The sequence below is a fragment of the Extensimonas perlucida genome (assembly GCF_007655255.1).
Classification (GTDB): Bacteria; Pseudomonadota; Gammaproteobacteria; order Burkholderiales; family Burkholderiaceae_C; genus Extensimonas; species Extensimonas perlucida.
The window spans coordinates 69,657-96,216 of the sequence record NZ_VMYE01000004.1 but is presented as its reverse complement, the minus strand read 5'-3'; the positions used below and the strand labels follow the sequence as shown (position 1 = coordinate 96,216).

The following is a 26,560-nucleotide window of genomic DNA, read 5'->3' as shown; positions in this document are numbered from 1 at the left end:
GCCGGCCTTTGGGGATAAAAAAAGGGGGAAACCAGACTCTAACAAGGTGGCGAGACGACAAGAATTTCCTTGCGCACAGCGGTGCCATCCGCTGTCGCCGCGGGTTTCGCGTCGGGCTCTACGCGGCGGGCGATCCATCCATGACCGTGCCTTGCGCCAGCAGGGCATCGATGGCGGCTGCATCGAAGCCGTATTCTGCGAGCAATGCACGGGTGTGTTGCCCGAAGCGGGGCGGCGCACTGAGGGCCTGGCCTGGCGTGCGCGATAGTTTGATGGGGATGCCTATGGCGCGCTTGCCCTCGACCTCGACGACCATTTTGCGGTGCAGGGTGTGTGCGTCGGTGAGCACTTGGGGGATCGGGCGCACCGCGCCGGCCGGAATGCCCGCGGCCAGCAGATTGCGGCACAGCTCCTCGCCATCGACCTGCTGCAAATGGCCTTCGAGCAGGGTGCGCAGTTGCGGGCGATGGCGAAAGCGCTCGGCGTTGGTGACGAAGCGCGGGTCTTCGGCCAGTTCAGGGTGGCCGAGAAACTCGCAGAGCTTTTTCCATTGCCCGTTGTTGCCTATGCCGAGGAACACCTCGCAGGTCCTGGTCGGGAATTTGTCGTAGGGCACGATGTTGGAGTGGGCATTGCCGCTGAGCTGCGGCGTCTTGCCCGATTCGAGCCAGTTGGCGCTTTGCGGGTGCAGCAATGCCACGGTGCTGTCGTAGAGCGTGGCTTCGACGAACTGGCCGCGACCAGAGCGTTGGCGTTCGATCACGGCGAGCAAAACGCCGATGACGGCGGAAAGCCCCGTGGTCATGTCTACCACGGGTACGCCGACGCGCAGTGGGCCGGTTTCGGGGGTGCCGTTGACGCTCATGAGGCCGCCCAGCGCCTGCGCCACGGCGTCGTAGCCAGGCGCACCGCCGAGCGGGCCGTCGGCGCCGAAGCCGCTCACGCGGCAATGGATGAGGCGCGGAAAGCGCTCGCGCAGCAGCTGTTCATAACCCATGCCCCAACGCTCGAGCGTGCCGATCTTGAAGTTTTCGATCAGCACGTCGCAGTCTTCCAGGATCTTGAGAACGATCTCCCGCCCTGCTGGCTGGGACAGGTCGATCACGATGTCGCGCTTGTTGCGGTTGAGCCCATTGAAGTAGGCCGCCGTGCCGTCCGCGGCAAAAGGCGGCCCCCAGGAGCGGGTTTCATCACCTGCGGGCGGCTCGACCTTGATGACCTCGGCGCCGTGGTCGGCCAGGATCTGCCCGCAATACGGGCCGCCGAGAACGCGCGACAAGTCCAGCACCTTCAGGCCCGCAAGGGCGCCAAAGCTCGGCAGGGGAGGGAAAGAACTCATGGATATGCGAAAAAAGAAGCGCGCTGGATGCAGACCGGGCCCGCACAAGGTGTCCGCGCGGTAGCGCAACACCTTGGCGAAGCCGGGTGCATCGTTGTTGGCGTAAGTCCCAGAAAGAAAACCGTGCAGACTCAGTATGAGCGTGGCAAACCGAGCACGTGCTCGCCAATGTAGTTGAGCACCATCTCGCGGTTCAGCGGTGCCGTGCGCAGCAGACGCACGAGGCCGTGCAGATCGTAGATGCCATACTCTTTGGTGAAGCCATTGCCGCCGTGTGTCTGTATGGCGGCATCGACTGCGTGGATGCCGGCTTCGGCGCCCGCGTACTTGGCGATGTTGGCGTATTCGCCGCAGGGCAGGTTCTGGTCGAAGGCCCAGGCGGCCTTGCGTGCCATGAGCGAAGCCATTTCGATTTCGCTGTAGGCAATCGCCAGCGGATGCTGCACGCCCTGGTGCGCGCCAATCGGGGTGTTGTTGAACACCTTGCGGTCGTTGGCATAGGCCACAGCTTTTTTGAGTGCGAAACGACCGACGCCGGTGCACAGGCCTGACAAGATGATGCGTTCGGGGTTCAGGGTGTCGAACAGAATCCCGAAGCCCTTGCCGACTTCGCCGAGCACGTCGTCCTCGGTCAGTTGCACGTCGTCGAAGAATAGTTGCCACTGCGTTTCGGGCACGGGGAAGGCCACGGGGATCAGCGTCTTGCTGATGCCTTTTTTCTTCATGTCGACCATGAAGATCGTGAAGCCGTCGGTCTTTTTCTTGACTTCGGCGCGCGGCGTGGTGCGCGTAATCACCATGGCATAGTCGGCACGGTTCGCGTCGGTGATGAACACCTTTTGTCCCGTGAGACGAAAACCGCCCTTGCCATCGGGCTTGGCGATGGACGTGATTTCCATCGAGTTCGAGCCGGCGTTGGGTTCGGTGATGGCGAAGCAGAATTTGATTTCATTCGCGCAGCCGCCGGGCAGCAGGCGGCGCTTCATGTCTTCGCTTGCGTGCTTGGCGATCAGGCCCATGGTCATGGTGGGGCCGACCACGAGGTTGAGCAGCGGGATGCCATTGTTCGAGAGGCCTTCCATGAACAGCAGCATTTCCGTCATGCCCTGGCCGGCACCGCCGTAGGCTTCGGGCACCATGATGCCCAGGAAGCCGTCATCGGCAATCTGCTTATAGAGTTCAGCCGGGGGTTCGTTCTTTTCGGCGTAGGTGCGCCAGTAGCTGTGGTCGAACTGCTGCGAGATACGGTCGCCGTACTCGTAGATCATCCGCTGTTCTTGGGTGAGTTGAAAGTCCATGGTGGTCTTTCCTTGGTGGGGTTATTGGGGTAGGGCTGAGAAAAAAGGCCTCGTCCGGCAATACACCGAGAGAAGCCTTTTGCTTTTGTGCGGCAGGGCTGGATTCAATCCTGTGCCGAGGGGAACTTGGGCGCGCGCTTCTCGCGCACCGAGGCCACGCCTTCCTTGGCGTCTTCGCCGAGGAAGCACAGCATCTCCATGGCGAGCGAGCTCTCGAAGATCGGGCGTGCAACGTTCATCCAGCCGTTCAAGGAGCGCTTGGTGAAGCGGATGGCTTGCTGGCTACCGGTGGCGAGCTTGTTGGCCACTTCCAGGGCTTTTTCCATGAGTTGCGCGCGCGGCACACACAGGCTCACGAGGCCGATGCGCTCGGCCTCTTTGCCCGAGACGAACTCGGCCGTCATGAGGTAATACTTGGCCTTGGCCATGCCGCACAGCAGCGGCCAGCAGATTGCGGCATGGTCGCCTGCGGCGACGCCGAGCTTGACGTGACCGTCAGTGATCTTGGCTTCTTCGGCCATGATGCTGATGTCGGCCATCATGGCCACGGCCAATCCTGCACCCACGGCCACGCCGTTGATCGCGGAGATCACGGGCTTGTCGCAGGCCATGACGTTATAGACGATGTCCGAGGCCTCGTTCATCACGTTGTTGATGGTCTTGGGGTTGCCGACCATGTCGGTGATCCAGCTCAGGTCGCCCCCCGCCGAAAAAGCCTTGTCGCCGGCGCCCGTGATGACCGCGACGCGGGTCTTGGGATCGTCGTTCACGACGCCCCAGATTTTGGTCAGCTCCCAGTGCAGCCGGCCATTGGTGGCGTTCATGACCTCGGGGCGATTGATGGTGATGACCAGCACGCCATTGGGCTTGTTTTCGAACTTGAGGAATTGGAAGTCAGAGTAGTTCATCGAAGTCTCCTTGGAGAGAGGGCAAAACGAGGGGATAGGTTGAAAAAAGAAGGCGCTCTCAGCGCAACTCGGCGCGGCCGTTGTTGAGCACCACGACATTGCGCTCCACGGCGAGCGCACGGAAAGAAACCGCCTTGCCATCGATCCACATTTCGGTGCGGATGGTCTCGCCCGGATAGACGGGCGAGGAAAAGCGCACATCGATGGAGCCTATGGCATGTGGATCGCCACCACACACGGTCTTGACGATGGCCCAGCCTGCGATCGCGTAAGTGGCGAGGCCGTGCAGGATGGGACGTTCGAAGCCCGCAGCGCGCGCCACGGCGGGCTCGGCGTGCAGTGGGTTGTAGTCTCCCGAGAGGCGGTAGATCAGCGCCGCGCGCGGCTGCGTGGCGAAGTCGCAGCTGTGGTCTATGGCGCGCGTCGGCAGTTCATGCACGCTCTTGACCGGCCCCGAAGGGCCGCCAAAACCGCCGTTGGCGCGGCAGAAGGTGGTCGAGCTCAAGGTGGCGAGCAAGTCCCCGCTCGCGGCATCGACGACGCTGCGCTCGGTATAGATCAGCGCGCCCTTGCCCGGCCCTTTGTCGATGATGCCGGTCACGCGCGTGCGGCCTATCACTTCTCCCTCGGCCGGGATGGGTCGGTGCAGCTTCAGCCCTTGCTCGCCATGCACCAGCCGCACCCAATCGACGCCTGTTTCAGGGTTTTTGAGCCACATGCCGGGGTAGCCCAGCACCACAGGCAGCGTGGGCAGGGCGAGCAGGTTTTTCTCGTAGACGAAACGCAGCTCGGTCTCGTCACACGGGTCGGTACCGAGACCGACGCCGAGCGCATAGAGCATGGTGTCGCGCTGCGTGTAGCGGTGCCGCACGTCCTCGAAAGGCCATGCCATCAGTTTTTCGTAATTGATTGCCATGGCGGCCTCCGCGTCAGACCGGATCCCACGAGAACACGATGTTCGAAGTCTCGAGCGGGAAGAAGTTGGGCTTCATCGCGGGCAGCACGCGCTCGGCGATGGTTTCGGGCGTCCAGCCTTCAGAGGTGTGCATGCCGCGGATCGGGCGCGGCTGGCTCATGAGGAAAATCTCGTTGCCGCGCACCGCGAAAATCTGCGCCGTGCACTCGGCTGCCGCGTCGCTCGCAAGGAAGGCGGCCATGGGTGCGATCTGTGCCGTGCCGAGCTTTTGCAGCTTGGCCACGCGCGCCTGCTGCTCGGGCGTGTCGGTCGGGATGGAGCCAATCATGCGGCTCCAGGCGAAAGGCGAAATGCAGTTGGAGCGCACGTTGTAGCGCTTCATGTCGCCGGCGATGGAGCGCGACAGCGCGACGATGCCGAGCTTGGCTGCGCCGTAGTTCGCTTGCCCGAGGTTGCCGATCAGCCCCGAAGTCGAGGTCATGTGCACGTAAGCGCCCGACTGCTGCGACTTGAAGTGCGGTGCCGCCGCGCGCGAAACGTAAAAGCTGCCGTTCAGGTGTACGTCGATCACGGCTTTCCATTCCTCGGGCGACATCGCAAAAAACATGCGGTCGCGCAGGATACCGGCGTTGTTCACGACGATGTCGATGCGGCCGAAGTTGTCGAGCGCGCACTGGATGATGCGGTTGGCCGAGTTCCACTCGGACACGCTGTCGGTGGAGAGCGCCGCCTGGCCGCCCATGGCCTTGATCTCATCGACCACTTGCTGGCCGGGGCTGGCGTCGCTGCCTTCGCCGGTGACGGAGGCGCCGATGTCGTTGACCACCACCTTGGCGCCTTGCGCCGCCATTTCGAGCGCGATGTCTCGCCCGATCCCGCGGCCCGAGCCGGTGACGACCGCGACCTTGTCCTGCAGCATGATGCCTTTGTGCATGTGTGAACTCCTGGTTGTTGAGAAAAATCAGACGGTGGCTGCTGTGCCCAGCAGCGCCGTCACCTGGCTGGAAAGAACGCCGCCATTGCCATGGCACAGCGCGACTTGCGCATCGGCCACCTGGCGCGCGCCGGCTTCGCCGCGCAGCTGCTGCACGGCCTCGATGAGCAGGAACATGCCGTACATGCCTGGGTGGCAGCAGGAAAGTCCGCCGCCGTTGGTGTTGACCGGCAGTTCGCCGCCCGGTGCGATGCGCCCGCCGCGCACGAAGGCGCCACCCTCGCCCTTGGCGCAAAAGCCCAGGTCTTCGAGGAACAGCAGGGTGTTGATGGTGAAGGCGTCGTACAGCTCCACGACGTCCACATCGTTGGGCTTGAGGCCCGCCATGGCGAAGGCGCGCGGGCCGGATTCGGCGGCGGCCGTCACCGTGAGGTCGGGCATGGAGGCGATCTGGCGGTGCCAGGTGGCGGCTGCCGCGCCCAGCACATACACCGGCGGTTTGGGGAAGTCTTTGGCGCGCTCGCTGCGCACCAGCACCAGCGCGCCACCGCCATCGGTGACGAGGCAGCAGTCGAGCACCGAGAGCGGATCGCTCACCATGCGCGCGGCCAGCACCTGCTCGACGCTCAGCGGATCGCGTGCGTAGGCCAGCGGGTTGCGCTGCGCCCATTGGCGCGCCGCCACCGCGATGTGCGCGAGGTCTTCGCGCGTAGTGCCGTACTGGTGCATGTGGCGTGCTGCCGCAAAGGCATAGCTCGAGATCGGGTAGCGCGGCGCGTAGGGGGCCTCGTAGGGGGGCGTCTCGGCCATGGACTTGAGCTTGCCATGGCCCGAACCCTGGTTGCTGCCGTAGCACACCAATGCCACCTCACACTGCCCAGTGTGCAGCGCCATCGCCGCGGTGAGCAGGTGGCCGACGTAGGACGAGCCACCGACCATCGTGGCCTCGCAGAATTTGGGGTGTAGGCCCAGGTATTCCGCCACCGACAAGCCAGCGAGAAAGTGGTAGGCCGAGCCCGTGAACAGGCCATCGACGTCTGAGAGCTTGAGGCCGGCGTCTGCCAGGGCACCGTGCACGGCTTCGGCCAATATCTCGAGCGGGCTGCGCCCCGGCGCCATGGGCACGCCGCCCAGACCGGCGCCTACGATCGCAGCCCTGCCGCGCAGCAAGGAGTTGCCAGAAGATGTTGCGCTCATGGTTTGGCTTCCGCTGCGGTTTGCGGCACGAAGACGAGCAGCTTGCCCTGGGCCGGATCGTCTATGACCTGCGCTTGCACGGGCATGCCGATGCGCACCTGCGCGGGGGCAATGCCATCGACGCGCGACATCAGCCGCGGGCCTTCGGCCAGGTCGATCAGTGCCACGTTGTAGTCGCCGCCCGCCTCGGGCTTGCGCCGCACCACGGTACTCGAATAGACCACACCCGCCCCGCTGGGCTGCACCCAGTCGAGCTGGGCCGAGCCGCAGTGCGTGCACAGCGCGCGCGGGTAAAACACATGCTCGCCGCATGCGGCACAGCGCTGGATTTCAAAGCGCCCTTGCGCCAGCGCCGCGGCAAAGCGCGCATCCGGGCCGGGGCCGGTGAAGGGGTTGGTCTGCACGGCGGTCACGCGGGCAGCTTGAGCACGTTGGCCGCGAGGATGTTGCGCTGGATTTCGTTGCTGCCGCCGTAAATCGTGGCCGGGCGGGCGTTGTAGAACGAAGTCAGCGCATCCACCGGGCCGCCAGGCAGTTCGATCGATCCCGGCGTGCCGCCGTTGGCGCCCAGGATGTCCACGAGCAGGTCGGCCAGGCGTGAATAGGTTTCGGTGCCGAAGATTTTGAGCATGGACACATCCGGCCCCAGGGCTTCGCCGCGCTTGACCTGCTCGATGAAGCGGCCGTAGAGCGTACCGAGGTCGGCCACGTCGAGCGCGAGCTTGGTGTAGCGATCGACGAAGCCGGCGTCGTCGAACAGGCCCAGGCGTTCGGCGGCCTCTTGCACGCGCGCCAAGGCGTATTGGCTTTGCTTGGGGCTGCCGAGGAAGATGCGCTCGAAGCCGAGCAGGGCCTTGGCGATCGTCCAGCCTTTGTTGAGCGCCCCCACGATGTTGGCGCGCGGCACGCGCACATTTTCGAGGAACACCTCGCAGAAGTCCTCACCGCCGGCGATGTTGCGGATGGGACGCACGCGGATGCCGGGGATGCTCATGTCGGCCAGCAGAAAGCTGATGCCTTCCTGCTTCTTGGCGGACTTGTCGGTGCGCACGAGCAGGAAGATATGCGTCGCGTCCTGCGCGAGCGTGGTCCAGATCTTTTGCCCGTTGACGATGAAGTCGTCGCCGTCCACCACGGCCTCGGTGCGCAGGCTTGCGAGGTCGGAGCCTGAGTTGGGCTCGGAATAGCCCTGGCACCAGATGTTCTCACCCGTGAGGATTTTGGGCAGGTAGTGCGCACGCTGCTCCTCGGTGCCGTACTGGATCAGCAGCGGGCCGACCATGGTAATGCCCATGTCGGGCGCGCGGCCCACGCCCCAGCGCTCCTGCTCTTCGATGAAGATGATGAGCTTTTCGGGCGACAGGCCCATGCCGCCGTACTGCGTGGGCCAGCTCGGCGCCACCCAGCCTTTTTGCGACAGTTTGAGGAACCAGGGCTTGATCTCGGCCCAGCGCAGGCGGCGCTTGGGGTAGCGCAGTTCGCTCGGGTATTCGGCTTCGAAAAATGCGCGCACCATGGCGCGGAAGCTCTCGTTGTCCAGGGCGTTCCAGTCGGTGCTGGAAGCTGCTGCGGTCGCGGTGTTCATGCGTGTTCCTGCTCGGTGAGGTTGCGGGTGAGGGCGGCGTAGCGGCGGCGCTGCTGCGTGCCGTTGCCCAGCCAGGCCGAGAGCACCAGGGCGCGCTGCAGGTACAGGCCCAGGTCGTACTCGTCGGTAACGCCGATCGCGCCATGCAGTTGCACGGACTCGCGCGCCACTTGCAGGCCGGCGTCGGAGGCGCGCGCCTTGACGCGGCTTGCCATGGCCGAGCGCGCCGTGGCCGAGGTGTTGGGGTCGTCGAGCAGGGTCAGGGCCTGCGCGAGCACGCTTGCCGTCAGCTCCTGCTGGATCAGCAGGTCGGCAGCGCGGTGCTGCAGCGCCTGGAAGCTGCCGATCGGCTTGCCGAACTGCACGCGCGAACGCAGGTATTCGAGCGTCATGGCCAACATGCTGCGCACCAGGGCCAGCAGTTCGGCGCTCGTGAGCACCAGGGTTTCGTCGTAGGCGCGCGTCAGCGCGGCAACCGCGGCAGGGCCTTCGGCCAAAAGGTTTTGCGCCGGCACACGCAGGTTGGCGAGTTCGATTTCGGCGGCATAGCTGCCGTCGGCCAGGGGCCGGCTGTGCAGGCTGAGCCCTGCGGCATCGGCGGGCACCCAGACCAGCGCCAGGCCCTGCGCACCATGGGCGCTGACGATGAAGCCGTCGGCGCCCGCGCCGGGGCGCACATGGCGCTTGCGGCCCTGCAATTGCAGGCCATCGGCCGTGCGCTCGAGCCGCGTGCTGGCGTGCTCGGGCTGGTCTTTTGCCCCGGTGAGGTCTTCTTGCCAGGCTACCGCGGGCAGCAGCGTGCCGGCAGCCATGTCGGACAGCAACTTGCTGGCGAGCGCGCCTGGGCCAGCGTGCGCAAGCAGGCGGCCAGCGAATACGAGCACCGGCACGACGGGCTCGGGCGCTACCTGCGCTGCGAGTGCGCCGGCAACCTCGGCCATTTCGGTCAGGCCCTGCGCGTAGCCACCTTGCGCCTCGGGCACCAGCAAGCCCGTCCAGCCTTGTTCGGCGAGTGCGGCCCAGAAATTACGGTCGAACCCTGGCGGCTGCTGGCGCAGCGCACGCGCACGCGTGAGCGGAGATTCTTTGCTGGCGAAACTGAGGGCACTTTCGCGCAAGAGGGAGAGTTGTTCAGCGCGATCGCTGTCGGCGGAAATGCTCATGGTCGGATTGGTTTGGACATGGATGAAAAAAGCTGCGAAGGGCTGTCATGGTGGGACAGCAGCAAGCAGTGGGACGCAGAAAGCGTTCGCATCGGTCAGTAGGATTTCGGCAGCCCGAGCACCTTTTCGGCGATGAAGCACATGATGAGCTGCGGGCTGATGGGGGCAATGCGCGGGATCATGATTTCGCGCAGGTAGCGCTCGACATGGTATTCCTTGGCGTAGCCGAAGCCGCCCAGCGTGGCCATGGCGCGCTGGCAGGCGTTGAAGCCGGCTTCGGCGGCGAGGTACTTGGCGGCGTTCGCATCGGCGCCGCATTCGAGTTTGTGGTCGTACTTCCAGGCGGCGCGCATGGCCACGAGCTCGGCGGCTTCGAGTTCCATCCACGACTGCGCGAGCGGGTGCTGAATGCCCTGGTTTTTGCCGATCGGGCGGTCGAACACCTCACGCTCCTTTGCATACTGCACCGCGACTTCGAGCGCCTTGCGGCCCAGGCCGATGGCTTCGCCCGCGATCAGCACGCGCTCGGGGTTCATGCCGTGCAGGATGTATTCGAAGCCGCGGCCTTCTTCGCCGATGCGGTCTTCGACGGGCACGCGCAGGCCGTCGATGAAAACCTGGTTCGAATCGACGGCCTTGCGGCCCATTTTGTCGATCTCGCGCACCTCGACGAAACGGCGGTCGAGGTCGGTGTAAAACAGGCTCAGGCCGAAGGTGGGCTTTTTGCACTCCTCGATCGGCGTGGTGCGCGCGAGGATGAGCATTTTGTCGGCCACCTGCGCGGTCGAGATCCAGACCTTCTGGCCGCTCAGGATGTAATGGTCGCCGGCGCGCTCGGCGCGTGTCTTGAGGCGCGTGGTGTTGAGGCCGGTGTTGGGTTCGGTGACGGCGAAGCAGGCCTTTTCCTTGCCCTGGATCAGCGGCGGCAGCATGCGGCGCTTTTGCTCTTCGGTGCCGAAGACCGCGACGGGCTGCAGGCCGAAGATGTTCATATGCACGGCCGAAGCGCCCGAGAGGCCCGCGCCCGACTGGGCGATGGCCTGCATCATCACCGTGGCCTCGGTGATGCCCAGACCGCCGCCGCCGTATTCGGGCGGCAGGCAGATGCCCAGCCAGCCGCCATCGGCGAGCGCGCGGTGCAGCTCGTGCGGAAAGCCGCCGACGCGGTCACGCTCGAGCCAGTAGGCATCGTCGAAGCGGGCGCAAACTTTGCCTATGGCTTCGCGGATGGCTTCGTGCTCTTTCGATGCAGAAAAATCCATGGGATGCGCTCCTGAGAGGTCAAGTGATGCTGTCAGCCAGGCGCATGCCCTGGTCGATCGCTCGCAGCGCATCGAGCTCGGCGGCCACCTCGGCGCCGCCGATGACGTCGGCGGCCATGCCTTGTGCGCGCAGCGCCGTGGCCAGGGCGTTCTCACTCTCTTGGCCTGCGCATAGCACGATGGTGTCCACGGCGAGTGTTTGCGGCGCGCCATGGACGCTCAGGTGCAGACCTTCGTCGTCGATGCGCTCATAGCTGCAGCCCGAAAGCGTGCGCAGCTTGCGCTGCGCGAGTTCGGCCTTGAGCGCCCAGCCCGTCGTGAGACCCAGGGAGCGGCCGGGCTTTTCAGGTTTGCGCTGCAGCAGCGTGACTTCGCGCGGCGCTTTGACGGGAGCTGGCGGCTTGAGCCCCCCCGGGGAGTTGGGCGAGGTGTCCACGCCCCATTCGGCGAAAAAGGCTTGCACGCTCTGCTGTGCCTCTTGTGCGTCGTGCAACAAAAAGGCCGCGACGTCGAACCCTATGCCACCCGCACCTATGATGGCCACGCGCCGCCCCGCTTGCGCCTTGCCCGAGAGGATGTCGGCATAGCCCACGACCTTGGGGTGGGTTATGCCAGGGATTTGCGGAACGCGTGGGCGCACGCCCGTGGCCACGATGATGCGCTCGTAGCCGCCCGCGGCCAAAGTGGCGGCGTCGGCGCGCGATTGCAGGCGCAGATCGATGCCATGGCGTTCGATGCTGTGCGCAAAGTAGCGCAGCAGTTCGTCGAACTCATTCTTGCCGGGTACGGCTTTGGCCAGGTTCAGCTGGCCGCCAATTGACGAGCTTGCTTCATAGAGCGTCACCGCGTGGCCGCGCTCTGCTGCCGTGATCGCGCAGGCCAAGCCCGCTGCGCCGGCGCCTACGACGGCGACCTTGCGCCGCGCTTTGGGCTGCGGCATTTGTGCAAACTCGATTTCATGGCAGGCGCGCGGGTTCACGAGGCAGGTCGCCGGACGCTCGGCGAAGATGTAGTCGAGGCAGGCCTGGTTGCAGGCGATGCAGGGCGCGATCTCGTCGGCGCGGCCTTGCGCAGCCTTGCTCACGAAGTGGGCGTCGGCAAGGAAAGGGCGCGCCATCGACACCATGTCGGCGTCACCGCTCGCGAGGATTTCTTCGGCCAGCGCGGGCGTGTTGATGCGGTTCGAGACGATGACCGGGATGTTGACCGCTTTCTTGATGCGCGCCGCGGCAAAGCGCCAGGCTGCGCGCGGCACCACGTAGGCGATCGTGGGGATGCGCGCCTCGTGCCAGCCTATGCCAGTATTGAGCAGGTCGGCACCCGCGGCCTGGATGGATTGGGCGAGGTGCAGGATTTCATCGGCAGGCGCGCCGCCCTCGACGAGGTCGAGCGCCGAGATGCGGTACATGAGCAAAAAGCCCGGCCCCACGCGCGCGCGGGTGCGGCGCACGATCTCTACGGGCAGGCGGTGGCGGTTTTCCATGCTGCCGCCGAATTCGTCCGTGCGGTCGTTGGTGCGTGTGACCGTGAACTGGTTGATCAGGTAGCCCTCGGAGCCCATGATCTCCACGCCGTCGAAGCCTGCGCGCTGGGCGAGTTCAGCGCAGCGCGCGTAGTCGTCTATGGTCTGCCAGACTTCTTGTGTGCTCAGGGCGCGCGGTGCGCGGGGATTGATCGGCGAGGGGATCGCGGAGGCCCCCACGGGGCGGGCGATTTTGGCGTAGCGCCCCGTGTGCAGCACCTGCAAAAGAATCTTGCCGCCCGCGGCGTGCACGGCGTCGGTGATGGGCTTGAGCTCGTCGGCCTGTTCGGGCGACACGAGCATCGGCCCATTTTCGTCGAGCCGACCATCTGCGCATGGCGCATAACCGCCCGTGACGATCAGGCCGGCGCCGCCGCGCGCACGCTCGGCGTAGAACGCGGCCAGGCGTTCGATGGGGCGATCGAGCGATTCGAGCCGCGTGTGCATGGAGCCCATCAGGGTACGGTTGCGCAGCACATGGGCACCAGCCTGCAGCGGGGACAGCAGCGTTGGAAAGGCGGTGGCGTTTTGCATTGCGAAAGTCTCCTGGGGCGATGTCTAACTAACAACTGTTCGATGATATTATAGAGCTTAGCTTTGCGCTCCAGCGCGGCGCCCGTGCTGTGAATGTTGCATGCCGGGCGGCTGGGTGGCCGCAGGTGGTTTCAGCAACACTTCTCCAGGAGACCCTACGATGATCTTGACCGAAGACCAGATTGCGCTGCGTGACGTGGCGCGCCGCTTTGCCCGCGAAAAACTGCGCCCTGACTACCAAAAGCGGGAATCCGAACCGGGCATAGACCGGGCCCTGTTCCGCGAAATGGGTTCGCTGGGCCTCATCGGCGTCGATCTGCCGCAGGAATATGGTGGCCTGGGTGAAAGCGGCGTTACTGCGGGTGTGATCATCGAGGAAATCGCCTACGCCGACTTCAATGTGAGCTATCTGCAGCTGCTCGGCTCCTTGATGGGCGCGATCATCCACGCCAATGCCTCGCCCGAACTCGCGCGGACCTGGAACAGCCGCCTGGTGGCAGGCGAGGCCATCGTGGCGCTGGGCCTGACCGAGCCGCGTGGCGGCTCCGACGCAGCCAACCTGCAGCTCAAGGCGCGCCGCGACGGCGATGAATACATCCTCTCGGGTGAGAAAACCTCGATCACCCTGGCCGACCAGGCCGATGCCATCATCCTTTTTGCCCGCACTGGCAAGCCTGAGGACGGCGCACGCGGTATCAGCGCCTTCCTCGTCGACTTGAACCAAAAGGGTGTGCAGCGCACGCGCTTCAATGACCTGGGCAGCAAGATCATCGGCCGCGGTTCGGTCTTTTTCGATGACGTGCGCGTGCCCACGGCCAACCGCCTCGGCGCCGAAGGCAAGGGCTTCACACAGGTGATGCAGGGCTTCGACTTCAGCCGTGTGCTGATCGCGCTGCAGTGCATTGCCGCCGCGCAGGCCTCGATCGACGAAGCCTGGGAATACACCAAGGAGCGCCACGCCATGGGCGCCCCGCTGGCGCAGTACCAGGGCGTGAGCTTTCCGCTCGTCGAGTTCGAGACGCAGATCGCCGCCTGCCGCCAGCTCTGCTACCACGCGCTCGCCCTGCGCGACGCAGGCATGCCGCACACGGCCGAGGCCGCGATGGTCAAGTGGATGGGCCCGAAAACGGCGTTCGACACCATCCACCAGTGCCTGCTGACTTTCGGTCACTACGGCTGGTCCATGGACTTGCCGCACCAGCAGCGCCTGCGCGATGTGATGGGTCTGGAGATCGGCGACGGCACGGCGCAGGTCATGAAGCTCATCGTGGCGCGCGAGCGTGTGGGCCGTGCGGCGGTGCAATACGCGAAGGAGAACAAATAAATGAGCGAAGCCCCCCCGGTGATCGTCAGCCGCAGCGGCGCGGTGGGTGTGATCGAGCTCGCGCGGCCGGACAAGTTCAATTGCCTGTCGCTGGCCGTGCACGCCGCGCTCGAAGCCGCCATCGATGACTTCGAAAAGCCCGACTCCGGCGTGCGCGCCGTGTTGATCCGTGCGCAGGGCAAGCATTTTTGCACCGGCGCCGACCTCGACGAGGTCAAGTCGCTGCGCAGCGACCAGGCCAAGATCGAGCACTTCATCCGCTACGGCCACAGCGTGCTGCGCCGGCTCGAAGCCAGCCCCTTGCCCATCGTGGCCGCCTGCCAGGGACTGGTGCTGGCCGGTGGCACCGAATTGATGCTCGCGTGCGACGTGGTCTTTGCCGCCAAGGACGCGCGTTTCGGCGACCAGCATGCGCAGTTCGGCCTGGTGCCGGGCTGGGGCGGCAGCCAGCGTTTCCCACGCATCGTGGGCCTGCGTCGTGGGCTGGATCTGTTCTTTACCGCGCGCTGGATAGACGCCGACATGGCGCTGCAGTGGGGTGTGGTGAACTACGTGGTCGAGTCAGAAAAACTCGCGGAAGCCGCGCTCGAATACTGCACCAAGATCACCACCCGCAGCCGCGCCGGCATCGCCACCATGAAGCGCCTGGCGCGCGAAGGGCTCGAGGGCTCGCTCGCTGACGGGCTCAAGCTCGAGCAAGACATCGTCACGGGCGCTTTGCTCAGCGACGATGTCAGTGAAGGGCTTGCGGCCTTCGAAGGGCGCCGCGCGCCTGTTTTCAAGTCCTGATCAGGACGCCCAGTCGAGCGCTCATGGTGTCCCCGGCCTGCGCCGCGTGCCATGCGCGCTTTGATACCGTGCTTTTTGACACCCCACCATGACCATTCTTTCTTCGCGCATTTCCACGTCGGACGAGGAGTTCCGGCGCAACCAAGAGGCCTACGAGGCGGTGATCGCCGACCTGCAGGCGCGGCGCCAGCGTGCGCTCGCGGGCGGGCCGCCCAAGGCGCGCGAAAAACACCTTGCGCGCAACAAAATCCTGCCGCGCGAGCGCGTGGAGGTGCTGCTCGACCCGGGCTCGCCGTTTCTCGAAGTCGGCATGCTCGCGGGTGAAGACATGTACGAGGGCGTGCCGCCCGGCGCGAGCATCATCACCGGCATAGGCCTGGTGCAGGGGCGCCCCTGCATGATCATCGCCAACGATGCCACCGTCAAAGGCGGCACCTACTACGGCATGACCTGCAAAAAGCACGTGCGCGCGCAGCAGATCGCCTGGCAGCACCGGCTGCCGTGCATCACGCTGGTGGACAGCGGCGGCGCCTTCTTGCCCGACATGGCCAACATCTTCCCGGACGTCGGGCAGTTCGGCAGCATCTTCAACAACCAGGTACGCATGTCGGCCGAGGGCATACAGCAGATCGCCGTGGTGCTGGGGCCTTGCACGGCCGGCGGGGCCTACATTCCGGCGCTGTGCGACGAGGTCGTGATCGTCAAGGAGCAGGGCTACATGTACCTCGGCGGCCCCGAGCTCACGTTTGCCGCCACGGGCGAGACCGTGGATGCCGAGTCGCTCGGCGGCGCCAAGATGCACTGCAGCGTGAGCGGCGTGACCGACCACATCGCCGAGGACGACCGCCACGCGCTCGCGATCACGCGCGAGATCGTGCGCGATCTGGGCGAGGTGCCCAAGCCGCGCTGGACGCGCCAGCCCTCGCTGCCGCCGCGCTACGACCCGCGCGAAATCTACGGCATCATCAGCCGCGACCCCAAATTCCCCACCGACACGCGCGAAATCCTCGCGCGCTTCGTCGACGACAGCCGCTTTCAGGAGTTCAAGCCCATGTACGGCGACACCCTGCTCACGGGCTTTGCGCGCATCCATGGGCACGAAATCGGCATCCTCGCGAACCAGGGCGTGCTGTTCCCCGAAAGCGCGATGAAAGCGGCGCATTTCATCGACCTGTGCTGCCAGCGCGACATCCCGCTGCTGTTCATGGCCGACGTCACGGGCTTCATGGTCGGGCGCGCAGCCGAGCAGGCTGGCATCGCCAAGGCCGGCGCGAAGATGATCACGGCCATGGCCTCGGCCAATGTGCCCAAATACACCATCATCATCGGCGCCTCGTATGGCGCGGGGTATCTCGCCATGTGCGGGCGCCCGTTCAATCCCACGGCCATGTTCGCCTGGCCCACGGGCCGCGCCGCAATCATGGGGCCCGAGCAGGCCGCGACCGTGATGGCGCTGGTGCGCCGGCAGATCAACAAGAGCGAGGGCAAGGAGTGGACGCCCGAGGAAGAAGAGGCTTTCAAGGCGCCCGTGCGCAAGATTTACGAGGACTTCCAGCCCGCGAAGAACTTTTCTTCCAACTTGTGGGCGGACGGCATTCTCGATCCGGTCGAAACCCGCGACGCGATGGGCCTGCTGCTCGACCTGGCCTCGCGCACTGCGGCCAAGCCGACGCCGTTCGGTGTCTTCCGTTTCTGAGTTTTGCTTACGGGCAGCGCCGACGCATCGGAAATGCATGCCGCAGCGTCGGTTCTCTTCGATCCACAGAGTTTCACGAGATGATCAAAAAAGTCCTCATTGCCAACCGCGGCGAAATCGCGTGCCGCATCGCGCGCACCTGCCGCAAGCTGGGCCTCGAAGTGGCCACCGTGCATTCGAGCGCAGAGCGTTTTGCGCGCCACGTGCGCGAGATCGGTGAGTCGGTCGAGATCGGCGGCGCTGCGCCCGCCGAGAGTTATCTGCGCATAGACGCGATCGTGGCGGCCGCGCGCCGCGTCGGCGCCGACGCGGTGCACCCGGGCTACGGCTTTTTGTCCGAAAACGCCGACTTTGTGCGCGCGCTCGACGCCGCGGGGCTGACCTTCATAGGCCCGCGCGCCGAAACCATGGAGCGCATAGGCGGCAAAGCCAGTGCCAAGATCGAGGCGCAGCGCGCCGGCGTGCCGGTGATTCCCGGCAGCCCCGGCGGCATGAAAGACCCGGCCGAGGTGTTGCGCCTGGTGCAAAGCATGCCGCTGCCCGTGCTGCTCAAGGCCGTGGCCGGGGGCGGTGGCCGCGGCATGGCCGTGGTCGAAACGCTGGACGGCCTCGAAGGCCGCATCGAGAGCGCGATGCGCGAGGCCGAAAAGGCTTTCGGCAATGGCGAGCTGATCGTCGAGCGCTACCTGCCGCGCGTGCGCCACATCGAGGTGCAGGTTGCTGGCGACGGCCAGGGCCAGGCGATCCATTTGTTCGAGCGCGAGTGCACGCTGCAGCGCCGCCACCAGAAGGTCATCGAGGAGGCGCCCTCGGCCGGTTTGCCCGAGCCGCTGCGCCAGGCGATCCTGGCCGACGCGGTCAAACTGGCCGCGAGCGTCGAATACCGCGGCCTGGGCACGGTGGAGTTCGTCGTCGCGGGTGACGAATATTTCTTCCTTGAAGTGAATCCGCGTCTGCAGGTCGAACACCCGGTGACCGAAGAAGTCACGGGGCTCGATCTGGTCGCGCTGCAGCTGCAGATCGCCGACAGCGGCGCCTTGCCGCTCAGCCAGGCCGAGGTGCGCTGCACGGGCCATGCGTTCGAGGCACGGCTGTGTGCCGAAGACCCGGCGGCTGGCTTTTTGCCGGCCACGGGGCGTTTGCAGCTCGTGGATTTTTCGCGCGCCGGGGTGCGCATCGAGTCGGGCGTGGAAAGCGGCGATGAGATCTCGCCGCACTACGACTCGATGATCGCCAAGCTGATCGCGCACGGCCCCGACCGCGACGCCGCGCGCCGCGCTTTGCTCGCCGGCCTGCGTGGGAGCACGGTGATCGGCCTGCCGACGAACCTGCAATTTTTGCAAGAGCTGCTCGAATGGCCGCAGACGCGCGACGCGAGCTTTCACACGCGCCTGATCGACGAGCGCTACGCGCCCGCTGGGGCTGCAGCGGGCGCCGCCGCTACGGGAGTCGTGCCCATCGAACATCTCGCGGCTGCGGCGCTGTATTGGCTTGCGCAATGGCGCGCGCAAACGCCCGAGCTTGGTTGCTGGACGCTGGGCGAGCTTACGGGCTGGCGCGTGAACACGGGTGCCTTGGTGCCCGCGCCGCAGCCGGCGCTGCTGCTCAAGCAGGGCGCGAACGAGTGGCCCGTGCGCTTTTCGGGCCTCTCTGCGCAGGGCAGTTACCGGCTGCGCATCGCCGAGGAAGAAATCGAGGCCACCCAGCGCCAGATCGGCGCGGGCCGCTATCTTTTGCTGTGCAAGGAGCATGCGCTGGAGCTTACGATCTGCAGCGCCTCTGAGCAGATCGAGCTCGCGAGCGCGCTGGGCACGGCGGTGCTCTCGGCCACGTCCTACCTCGGCGGCGTGGCGAGCGACGCCGCAGCCGGCGGGCAATTGCTCGCGCCCATGATGGGCAAGGTCGTGGCCGTGAAGGCGCAGGCCGGCGACGCCGTCGTCACTGGGCAGACCGTGGTCGTGCTCGAATCGATGAAGATGGAGCTGCACGTCACGGCGCCTTTCAACGGCAACGTGAGCAGCCTGCGTTGCCAGGTGGGCGACATGGTCGAGCGCCACCAGGTGCTGGCCGAGGTCAGCCCGGTCTGAAGCTGAAAAAATCACCGAAGGAGACGACCATGAGCGACTTGCCCCGTTCCGTAGAGTTCCACGAAGAAGGCCCGCGCGAGGGTTTTCAAATGGAAAAGCAAACCTTTCCACTGTCCGACCGCGCGGCGCTGATCAACGCCTTGTCGGCGGCGGGTCTCAAGCAGATCCAGGTGGCTTCGTTCGTGAGCCCGCGCGCGGTGCCGCAGATGGCCGACGCGCCCGAGTTGTTCGCCGCGATCACCAAGCGCCCCGGCACGCGCTACACGGCGCTGTGGCTCAACGACAATGGCTTCGAGCGCGCACGCGCCTGCGAACAGGTGGACCTCGACGGCAAGCTGATGTTCTACACCACCGAGCCGTTTTCGCAGCGCAACAACAACTGCAGCGTGGCCGAGGGGCGCGAGCGCCAGCTCGGCTGGCTGGACCGCTACATCGCGCTGGGGATTCCGGTCGAAAAGGCCTACGTGATCACGGCCTTCGGCTGCAACCTCGGCGGCCCGGTGCCCGTGTCGGCCGTGACCGAGCACATCCGTTGGCTCATCGACGCCTGCGCCGACCGCGGCGTGCCGCTGCCTGCGATCTACCTGGCCGACACCATGGGCTGGGGCAACCCCGAAGAGATCAAGCGCCGCATCGGTGCGGTGCGTGAGCTCGTGCCCGATGCCGCCATCGGCCTGCACCTGCACGACACGCGCGGTGCGGGCGGCGCCAATGTTTACGCGGCGCTGCAGATGGGCGTGCGCCTGTTCGACAGCTCGGTCGCAGGCCTGGGTGGCTGCCCGTTCGCGGGGCACAAGCACGGCGGCGCGGCGGGCAACATCTGCACCGAAGACATGGTGTTCATGTGCGAGGAAATGGGCATAGAAACCGGCATAGACCTCGAGGCGCTGATCGAAGCCGCGCGCCTGGCCGAGCGCATCATCGGCCGTCCGCTCTCCGGGCACATCATGCACAGCGGCTCGCTCAAGGAGTTCCGTGCAGCCGCAACGCATTGATTCCAAGGTTTTTACTCTCAAATGAGAAGCTGCTAGCGCTTTTTTATCAAGCGCAAGAGGCCAATTTTATGCATCTGTTTTTGCAATGAAAAATATAGCAAATGCCGGCGCCCGGCAGCGTGCATCGCAGCGCCGGGCATGCAGCCCGAAAGGTGGTGACCATGGCCGTGCTTGAATCGCACATCGACGTGCGCGGCGCAGGCTTCGCCGAGAATCTGCGCTTTCACCGCGAAGAAATTGCCCTTTTGCAAGAGCGCTTGCGCGAAGCCGCGACGGGCGGGCGCGACGCGCACATCGGGCGCCACCGCGCGCGCGGCAAGTGGCTGGTGCGCGAGCGTATCGATTTCATCGTCGATGACGGCACGCCTTTTCTGGAGCTTTCGCCGCTCGCGGCCTGGGGGCAGTACGGCAACGAGGTGCCGGGCGCGGGCATCGTCACCGGCGTCGGCATCGTGGCCGGACGGCCCTGCATGTTCATCGCCAACGACGCGACCGTGAAGGGCGGCTCGTTCTTCCACGAAACCGTGAAAAAACACCGGCGCGCGCAGGAAGTCGCCTGGCGTCTGCGCCTGCCCTGTCTGTACCTCGTCGATTGCGGCGGCGCTTTCCTGCCCGAGCAGGACCGCGTCTTCCCCGACCGCGACCACTTTGGCAACAACTTCTTCCAGCAGTGCCGCATGTCGCAGGACGGCATCCCGCAGCTTTCCGCCGTGTTCGGCGGCTGCACGGCGGGCGGCGCGTACATTCCGGCGCTCTCCGACGAAGTGATCATGGTGCGCGGCAACGCGCGCATCCACCTGGGCGGCCCCTCGATCGTGAAGATCGCGATCAACGAGACGGTCGATGGCGAAACCCTGGGCGGCGCCGAGATGCACACGCGCGTCTCGGGCGTGAATGACTACCTCGCCGAGGACGAGGCGCAGGCGCTCGCGCTGCTGCGCCAGGTGGTGGACAAGCTGCCGCCCGAGCCGGGCGCGTTGTCGCTCATGCCGCCGCTGCCACCGCGCCCGCCGCGCTACGACCCGGCCGAGCTCGACGGCATCGTGCCCGCCGACCCCAAGCAGCCCTACGATGCACGCGAGATCATCGCGCGCCTGCTCGACGGCAGCGAGTTCCACGAATTCAAGCCGCAGTGGGGCGAGACGCTGGTCACGGGTTTCGGCGCGCTGCACGGCCAGCCCGTGGCCGTGCTCGCGAACAATGGCGCGCTCGTCGCCGAGGCCGCGCTCAAGGGCGCGCACTTCATCGAATTGGCCAACCAGCGCGGCGTGCCGCTGCTTTTTTTGCACAACATCGCGGGCTTCATGGTCGGCACCGAAGCCGAGCGCGCCGGCATCGCCAAACACAGCGCAAACATGGTCTATGCGCAGTCGTGCGCGCGCGTGCCCAAGCTTTCGCTGGTCGTGGGCGGTTCGTACGGCGCGGGCAACTACGGCATGTGCGGGCGCGGCTTCGAGCCCGAATTTTTGTTTGCTTGGCCGAGTGCGCGCGTGGCCACCATGAGCGCAGACATCGCGAGCAACGTCATGACCGAACTCGCACGCTCCAACCTGCGCGGCCCGGCCGACGAGGCGCATGTGGCCGAAGTCGAGCGCCAGGTGCGCGAGCAATACGCGCGCCAGAGCGACCCGTACTACGCCACCTCGCGCCTGTGGGACGACGGGCTCATCCAGCCCTCGGCCTCGCGCGACGTGCTGGGCCTGGCGCTCGCGCTCGCGGTGCGCCGCAGCGTGCCGCAGACGGCCACGCCCGTGTACCGCATGTAAGCAAAAACAGAAAAGAAAGTCCGATCCATGAGCATTCCGCATTTCGAAACCCTGCTGCTCGACATTGACGCGCGCGGCATCGCCCGCCTCACGCTGAACCGCCCCGACACGCACAACGCGCTCAACGCCACGCTGATCCACGAATTGCGCAGCGCCGCCGAATGGCTGGGCCGCGCTGACGGACTGCGCGCCGTGGTGCTCACAGGCGCAGGCAAAACCTTCTGCGCCGGCGGCGACCTCGGCTGGATGCAGGAAAACACGAAAAAAACGCGCGCCCAGCGCGTCAGCGAAAGCGGCGACCTCGCGCGCATGCTGCGCGCCCTGAACGAGCTGCCGCTGCCGCTGATCGGGCGCATCAACGGCCCCGCGTATGGCGGCGGCGTGGGCATGATCTCGGTGTGCGACATCGCCATCGGCGTCGATACGGGGATTTATTCCTTGAGCGAAACGCGCCTGGGCCTGCTGCCCGCGAACATCGCCCCCTACGTGGTCGCGCGCATGGGCGAGGCGAACGCGCGCCGCACCTTCCTCACGGCGCGGCGCATGAGCGGGGCCGAGGCGCGCAGCCTGGGCCTGCTCTCCGACGTGGTGAGCGCAGACGAGCTCGACGCTGCTGTCGAGCGCGAAATCGCCGACCTGCTGCAATGCGCGCCTGGCGCCGTCGCCGCGACCAAAAAGCTCATCGCCTACGTTGATGCGCACGACCTCGACACCAACATGATTTACACCGCCGACAAGCTCGCCGACGCCTGGGAAACCGACGAAGGCCGCGAAGGCATCACGGCATTCTTTGCCAAACGCGCGCCGTTCTGGCGCAGGGGCTGAGCATGTTCGGCACCTTGTTGATCGCCAACCGCGGTGACCAGCCGGCCTTGGCCGGCGCAGCAGTGCAGCCAGATTGCCTGGCGCGCATGGCGCGTGGGGCAGGCGAATGCACCGCGGGAGCTCACCTTGTTTGATACCTTGTTGATCGCCAACCGCGGTGAAATCGCTTGCCGCATCGCGCGCACTGCGCGGCGCATGGGGCTGCGTACGGTGGCGGTGTATTCCGACGCCGACCGCGACGCGCTGCACGTGCACGCCTGCGACACGGCCGTGCGCATAGGCCCGCCCGAGGCCGCGCGCAGCTACCTCGACGCTGCAGCCATCGTCGCCGCGGCGCGCGCGAGTGGGGCGCAGGCCATCCACCCTGGCTACGGTTTTCTCTCCGAAAGTCTCGCGCTGATCGAGGCTTGTGAAGCCGCGGGCATCACCTTCGTCGGGCCTTCGCGCGAAGCGATCCGGCGCATGGGCTCCAAGATCGAGTCCAAGCGCATCGCACTCGAAGCCGGCGTGCCCGTGGTGCCGGGCTACCACGGCGACGCGCAGGACGAGGCCACGCTGGTCGAAGCGGCTGCGGCCATAGGCTACCCCGTGCTCATCAAGGCCTCGGCGGGCGGCGGCGGCAAGGGCATGCGCGTGGTGCGCAGCCCGGCCGAGTTCGCGCCGGCGCTCGCCACCGTGCGGCGCGAGGCGCAAGCCGCGTTCGGCGACGACCGCGTGCTGCTCGAACGCTACCTCACGCTGCCGCGCCACCTCGAGGTGCAGCTGCTCGGCGACAAGCACGGGCATTTGGTGCATTTGTTCGAGCGCGAATGCTCGATCCAGCGCAACCACCAGAAGGTCATCGAGGAGGCCCCCGCGCCGCACCTCGCACCTGAATTGCGCGACGCGCTGCTGCAGCACGCGCTGACCATGGGCCGCGCCATAGGCTACGACAGCACGGGCACGATCGAGTTCATCCACGACAGCCACAGCGGCGAGAGCTTCTTCCTCGAAATGAACACGCGGCTGCAGGTCGAGCACCCCGTGACCGAGCTCACCGTGGGCATAGACCTGGTCGAATGGCAGCTGCGCGTGGCCGCGGGCGAGGCGCTCGCATTCACGCAAGCGGACATTGCACAAAACGGCTGCGCGATCGAGGCGCGCGTGTGCGCCGAAAACCCCGCCGCCGGTTTCGCGCCCGAAATCGGCCGCCTGATCCGCTACGAGGAGCCCCGCGGCCCCGGCATCCGCGTGGACAGCGGCGTGCGCACGGGCAGCGAGGTTTCGCTGTTTTACGACTCCATGCTAGCGAAAGTAATAGCGCATGCCGCAGACAGGACGGGCGCTGCGCGCCGATTGGTGCATGCACTCGAGCGCACCGTGGTGCAAGGTGTGCACAGCAATCTGGAGTTCCTCGCCGACCTGGTGCGCCACCCGCACTTTGCGCAGGTGCTCTCGACCAACTACATCGCAAACGCTTTCCCGCAGGGCTGGGTGCCGCAGCCCGAAGGCGATTTGATGCGCGTTGCCGCGGCGCTGCACGGCGTGCTCGCGCGCCAGGCGGCGGCCAGCCCATCGCCGTGGCAGACGCTGGGCGCCTGGCGCCTGCCCACTGCCGCCAAGCCCACGGGCACCCGCGTGCTGCTGCAAGACGCCGCAGGCCAGATGGTGCAGGCCCAGGTGTGGCCCGAGGATGCGCATTGGTGCGTGCGGCTCGATCCGACGGACGCGACTGAAAAATCGTCCGAAGAGGGCGCAGGCGCAGAAAAAGAGGGCGGTGCCACCTACCGCGTGCAGGCGCGCTGGACGCCCGATGCGCTCGAGCTGCGCAGCGATGACGCGTTCGTGCGCTATGTGGTGACGCAGCAAAAAGGGGAGCAAGGCGAGCAGCTCTGGCTCACCGCAGAGGGCGCGACGCGCGCCTGGCATTGCGTCGATCGCTGGCAGCGCGCGCTGCATGGCGCTGCGGGGCAGCAAGAGCACAGCGGCAGCCACCTGCGCGCGCCCATGCCGGGCATGGTCACGCAGGTGCCCGTGCAGGTCGGCGCGCAAGTGCAGGCCGGCGAGGTGCTGGTGCAGATGGAAGCCATGAAAATGGTGCACACGCTGAGCGCGCCCGCGCCCGGACGTGTCGCCGAGCTGCGCTGCCGCGCGGGCGACGCCGTGCGCGGTGGCGACGTGCTGGTGGTATTGGAAACAACAGAGGAAAACCCATGATGAACAACGACCCGATTTATTTCGACGAGCCGCATCGGCAGTTCCGCGACAACCTGCGCCGCTTCGTCGAGCAGGAAATCGTGCCCAAGGCCCTGCCCTGGGAAGATGCAGGCATGGTGCCGCGCGAGGTGTTGCGCACCATGGGCGAGCTCGGCTACCTGGGCATACGCTACCCCGAGCAATACGGCGGCTCCGCCCTCGACACCGTCTATAGCGCGATCCTGGCCGAGGAGCTGGGGCGCTCGACCTTCGGCGGCTTTGCCGTCACGGTGCTCGTGCACACCGACATGGCCTCGCCGCACCTGGCCAACTACGGAAACCCCGAACAGCTCGCGCGCCACCTGCCGGGCGTCACGCGCGGCGAAAAGATCTGCGCCGTGGCCGTGACCGAGCCTGACGCCGGCTCTGACGTGGCCGGCATACGCACGCGCGCCGTGCGCGATGGCGACCACTGGGTGCTCAACGGCAGCAAGATATTCATCACCAACGGCGTGCATGCCGACCTGTATTTCGTCGGCGCCAAGACCGACACCACGGCCAAGGGCTCGCGCGGCATTTCGATCTTCATCGTCGAAAAGGGCACGCCGGGCTTTCGCGTCGGGCGCAAGCTCAACAAGAGCGGCTGGCTTTGCAGCGACACGGCCGAGCTCGTGTTCGAAAACTGCCGCATCCCTGCCGCGAACCTGCTGGGGCAGGAGAACAAGGGCTTTTACCAGATCATGCGCAACTTCCAGAACGAGCGCATCGTGCTCGGCGCGCAGGCCGTGGGCGAGGCCACGCGCGGCATCGAGCTGACGCTCGATTACGTGCGCCAGCGCAAGGCTTTCGGCGCCACGCTGTGGGACAAGCAGGCGATTCGCCAGCGCCTGGCGATGCGCGCCTCGCAAGTCGCCGCGGCGCGCCAGCTCGTCTACCACGCGGCCTGGCTTGATGCGCAGGGGCGTGAATGCATCAAGGAAGTCTCCATGGTCAAGTCCTTGTGCGGCGAGCTCGTGAATGACGTGCTCTACGACTGCCAGCAGTTCCACGGCGGCTTCGGCTACATGCGCGAGGCCGCGATCGAGCGCATGGTGCGCGACGCCCGTGTCCAGGCCATCGGCGGCGGCGCCACCGAGGTGATGCTCGAAGAAGTGGCGAAAAGGCTATGAACGCCCCCGCTGCTCCTGCCGCCGTCGCAGGTGCCGCTGCCGACGACGCAGCGCCTGCCAACACCGTCGCAGGTCTGCCGCTGCGCGAGGTCTTGCCTGGCATTTTGATGTTCACCCTGCCGGTCGAGTACGGCATAGACCATGTCAACGTCTATCTGATTCAGGACGGCAAGGGCTGGTGCCTGTTCGATACCGGCTCGGACTGCGCTGCGGCGCGCAAGCTCTGGGAGCAGGCGCTCGCCGGGCCGCTGCAGGCCGGTTTGACGCGCATCGTCGTCTCGCACCACCACCCCGACCACATGGGGCTGGCCGTGTGGCTGCACGAGCGCACGGGCGCGCCGATTTGGATGCGGCCCGAAGAAGCGCACGTGGCCGAGCAGATGCACGTGAGCCGCGTTGAGGATCAGGCCGAGTGCGTGCGCTTCATTTGCCGCCATGGTCTTGGCGAGGCGGATGCCAAGGCCGTGGTGCACGACGTGCTGCAGGCGAGCATGGCCTGCGCCGTCCCCGACCATATTGAAACCATAGCGCCGAATGCAAAGATCGCCATCGGCACACAGGTGTTCGAGGCCCTGGTGCTCGGCGGCCACAGCGTCGCACAGGTGTGCCTGTACGAACCGAACCTCAAGCTGCTGCTCACGGGCGACCAATTGCTCGAACGCATTACGCCCAACATCGGCGTCTGGCCCTACGGCGAGACCGATCCACTGCCGCGCTACCTCGACAGCCTGCGCACCATCGCCCGGCTCGACATTGCCCATGTGCTGCCCGCGCACCACCGCGTGTACCAGGCCGGCGTGCAGCGTGCCCACGCGCTCGTGGCGCACCACGAGCGCGCCTTGCGCAAATTCATGGCCAAGCTCGGCCCGCAAGGCATGACCGCGGCCGAACTCGGTCTGGCCGTCTATGGCGACCAGCACGAGGTCTTGCATGCCTACTTGGCCATGGGCGAGACGCTTGCGCACCTGCTCTGGCTCGAACGCCAGGGGCACGTGCGGCGGGAAGAAACACCCGCCCTCATACGCTGGTATCCGGGCCCCAAGGCGGCAGAATTGCCTACCCTCACACTTTCTTGA

The 26,560-nt window shown here is 66.1% G+C and carries 21 protein-coding genes; 10 read left to right on the top strand and 11 right to left on the bottom strand.

The window, feature by feature from the left end; translation table 11 throughout:
• Positions 1-118: 118 nt before the first annotated feature.
• The 11 genes from FK527_RS05560 to FK527_RS05510 form a co-directional block, all read right to left on the bottom strand.
• Positions 119-1,339, bottom strand: a complete 1,221-nt coding sequence (locus FK527_RS05560) for a CaiB/BaiF CoA transferase family protein (protein ID WP_144730891.1) — start codon at positions 1,337-1,339, stop codon at positions 119-121.
• Between the two features lie 131 nt (positions 1,340-1,470).
• On the bottom strand, positions 1,471-2,637 hold the full coding sequence (locus FK527_RS05555) for an acyl-CoA dehydrogenase family protein (RefSeq protein WP_144730889.1): 1,167 nt from the start codon (positions 2,635-2,637) through the stop codon (positions 1,471-1,473).
• Positions 2,638-2,741: 104 nt separating this feature from the next.
• Positions 2,742-3,545, bottom strand: coding sequence for an enoyl-CoA hydratase/isomerase family protein (locus FK527_RS05550; protein ID WP_144730887.1), 804 nt, complete (start codon positions 3,543-3,545; stop codon positions 2,742-2,744).
• Positions 3,546-3,603: 58 nt separating this feature from the next.
• Positions 3,604-4,461: a MaoC/PaaZ C-terminal domain-containing protein gene (locus tag FK527_RS05545; protein ID WP_144730885.1), complete on the bottom strand. Its 858-nt coding sequence runs from the start codon at positions 4,459-4,461 to the stop codon at positions 3,604-3,606.
• Between the two features lie 13 nt (positions 4,462-4,474).
• Positions 4,475-5,395, bottom strand: coding sequence for an SDR family NAD(P)-dependent oxidoreductase (locus FK527_RS05540; RefSeq protein ID WP_144730883.1), 921 nt, complete (start codon positions 5,393-5,395; stop codon positions 4,475-4,477).
• A 27-nt stretch (positions 5,396-5,422) separates the two neighbouring features.
• Positions 5,423-6,592, bottom strand: coding sequence for a thiolase (locus FK527_RS05535; RefSeq protein ID WP_144730881.1), 1,170 nt, complete (start codon positions 6,590-6,592; stop codon positions 5,423-5,425).
• A complete protein-coding gene (locus tag FK527_RS05530) occupies positions 6,589-7,005 on the bottom strand; it encodes a Zn-ribbon domain-containing OB-fold protein (RefSeq protein WP_425460409.1) in 417 nt (138 codons plus the stop codon). Before FK527_RS05530 ends, FK527_RS05535 begins: the two co-directional genes overlap by 4 nt.
• Positions 7,002-8,177, bottom strand: coding sequence for an acyl-CoA dehydrogenase family protein (locus FK527_RS05525; RefSeq protein WP_144730879.1), 1,176 nt, complete (start codon positions 8,175-8,177; stop codon positions 7,002-7,004). The genes FK527_RS05530 and FK527_RS05525 overlap by 4 nt, the downstream gene beginning before the upstream one ends.
• Complete coding sequence (locus FK527_RS05520) at positions 8,174-9,340, bottom strand: acyl-CoA dehydrogenase family protein (protein ID WP_144730877.1); 1,167 nt, start codon at positions 9,338-9,340, stop codon at positions 8,174-8,176. Before FK527_RS05520 ends, FK527_RS05525 begins: the two co-directional genes overlap by 4 nt.
• Positions 9,341-9,435: 95 nt before the next feature.
• Positions 9,436-10,602, bottom strand: a complete 1,167-nt coding sequence (locus FK527_RS05515) for an acyl-CoA dehydrogenase family protein (RefSeq protein WP_144730875.1) — start codon at positions 10,600-10,602, stop codon at positions 9,436-9,438.
• A 19-nt stretch (positions 10,603-10,621) separates the two neighbouring features.
• On the bottom strand, positions 10,622-12,658 hold the full coding sequence (locus FK527_RS05510; protein WP_144730873.1) for an oxidoreductase: 2,037 nt from the start codon (positions 12,656-12,658) through the stop codon (positions 10,622-10,624).
• Positions 12,659-12,818: 160 nt separating this feature from the next.
• Here FK527_RS05510 and FK527_RS05505 point away from each other — a divergent pair, with 160 nt between their 5' ends.
• The 10 genes from FK527_RS05505 (at position 12,819) to FK527_RS05460 (ending at position 26,560) form a co-directional block, all read left to right on the top strand.
• Positions 12,819-13,982, top strand: a complete 1,164-nt coding sequence (locus FK527_RS05505; protein WP_144730871.1) for an acyl-CoA dehydrogenase family protein — start codon at positions 12,819-12,821, stop codon at positions 13,980-13,982.
• Positions 13,983-14,771 carry an enoyl-CoA hydratase/isomerase family protein gene (locus FK527_RS05500; RefSeq protein WP_144730869.1) on the top strand — a complete coding sequence of 263 codons (789 nt, stop codon included), beginning with the start codon at positions 13,983-13,985 and terminating at the stop codon, positions 14,769-14,771.
• A gap of 88 nt (positions 14,772-14,859) precedes the next feature.
• Positions 14,860-16,467: a carboxyl transferase domain-containing protein gene (locus tag FK527_RS05495; protein WP_144730867.1), complete on the top strand. Its 1,608-nt coding sequence runs from the start codon at positions 14,860-14,862 to the stop codon at positions 16,465-16,467.
• 80 nt (positions 16,468-16,547) lie between these two features.
• The gene (locus tag FK527_RS05490; protein WP_144730865.1) at positions 16,548-18,554 is read left to right on the top strand and encodes an acetyl/propionyl/methylcrotonyl-CoA carboxylase subunit alpha; all 2,007 of its coding nucleotides are present in this window, start codon (positions 16,548-16,550) and stop codon (positions 18,552-18,554) included.
• A gap of 29 nt (positions 18,555-18,583) precedes the next feature.
• Positions 18,584-19,549, top strand: coding sequence for a hydroxymethylglutaryl-CoA lyase (locus FK527_RS05485; protein WP_144730863.1), 966 nt, complete (start codon positions 18,584-18,586; stop codon positions 19,547-19,549).
• 161 nt (positions 19,550-19,710) lie between these two features.
• Positions 19,711-21,315, top strand: a complete 1,605-nt coding sequence (locus tag FK527_RS05480) for a carboxyl transferase domain-containing protein (RefSeq protein ID WP_144730860.1) — start codon at positions 19,711-19,713, stop codon at positions 21,313-21,315.
• 27 nt (positions 21,316-21,342) lie between these two features.
• On the top strand, positions 21,343-22,140 hold the full coding sequence (locus tag FK527_RS05475; protein WP_144730859.1) for a crotonase/enoyl-CoA hydratase family protein: 798 nt from the start codon (positions 21,343-21,345) through the stop codon (positions 22,138-22,140).
• A gap of 126 nt (positions 22,141-22,266) precedes the next feature.
• Positions 22,267-24,336 carry an ATP-binding protein gene (locus FK527_RS05470; RefSeq protein WP_144730857.1) on the top strand — a complete coding sequence of 690 codons (2,070 nt, stop codon included), beginning with the start codon at positions 22,267-22,269 and terminating at the stop codon, positions 24,334-24,336.
• On the top strand, positions 24,333-25,484 hold the full coding sequence (locus FK527_RS05465) for an acyl-CoA dehydrogenase family protein (protein ID WP_222116132.1): 1,152 nt from the start codon (positions 24,333-24,335) through the stop codon (positions 25,482-25,484). The genes FK527_RS05470 and FK527_RS05465 overlap by 4 nt, the downstream gene beginning before the upstream one ends.
• Entirely contained in the window at positions 25,481-26,560 is a 1,080-nt protein-coding gene (locus tag FK527_RS05460) for an MBL fold metallo-hydrolase (RefSeq protein WP_144730855.1), read from the top strand. Before FK527_RS05465 ends, FK527_RS05460 begins: the two co-directional genes overlap by 4 nt.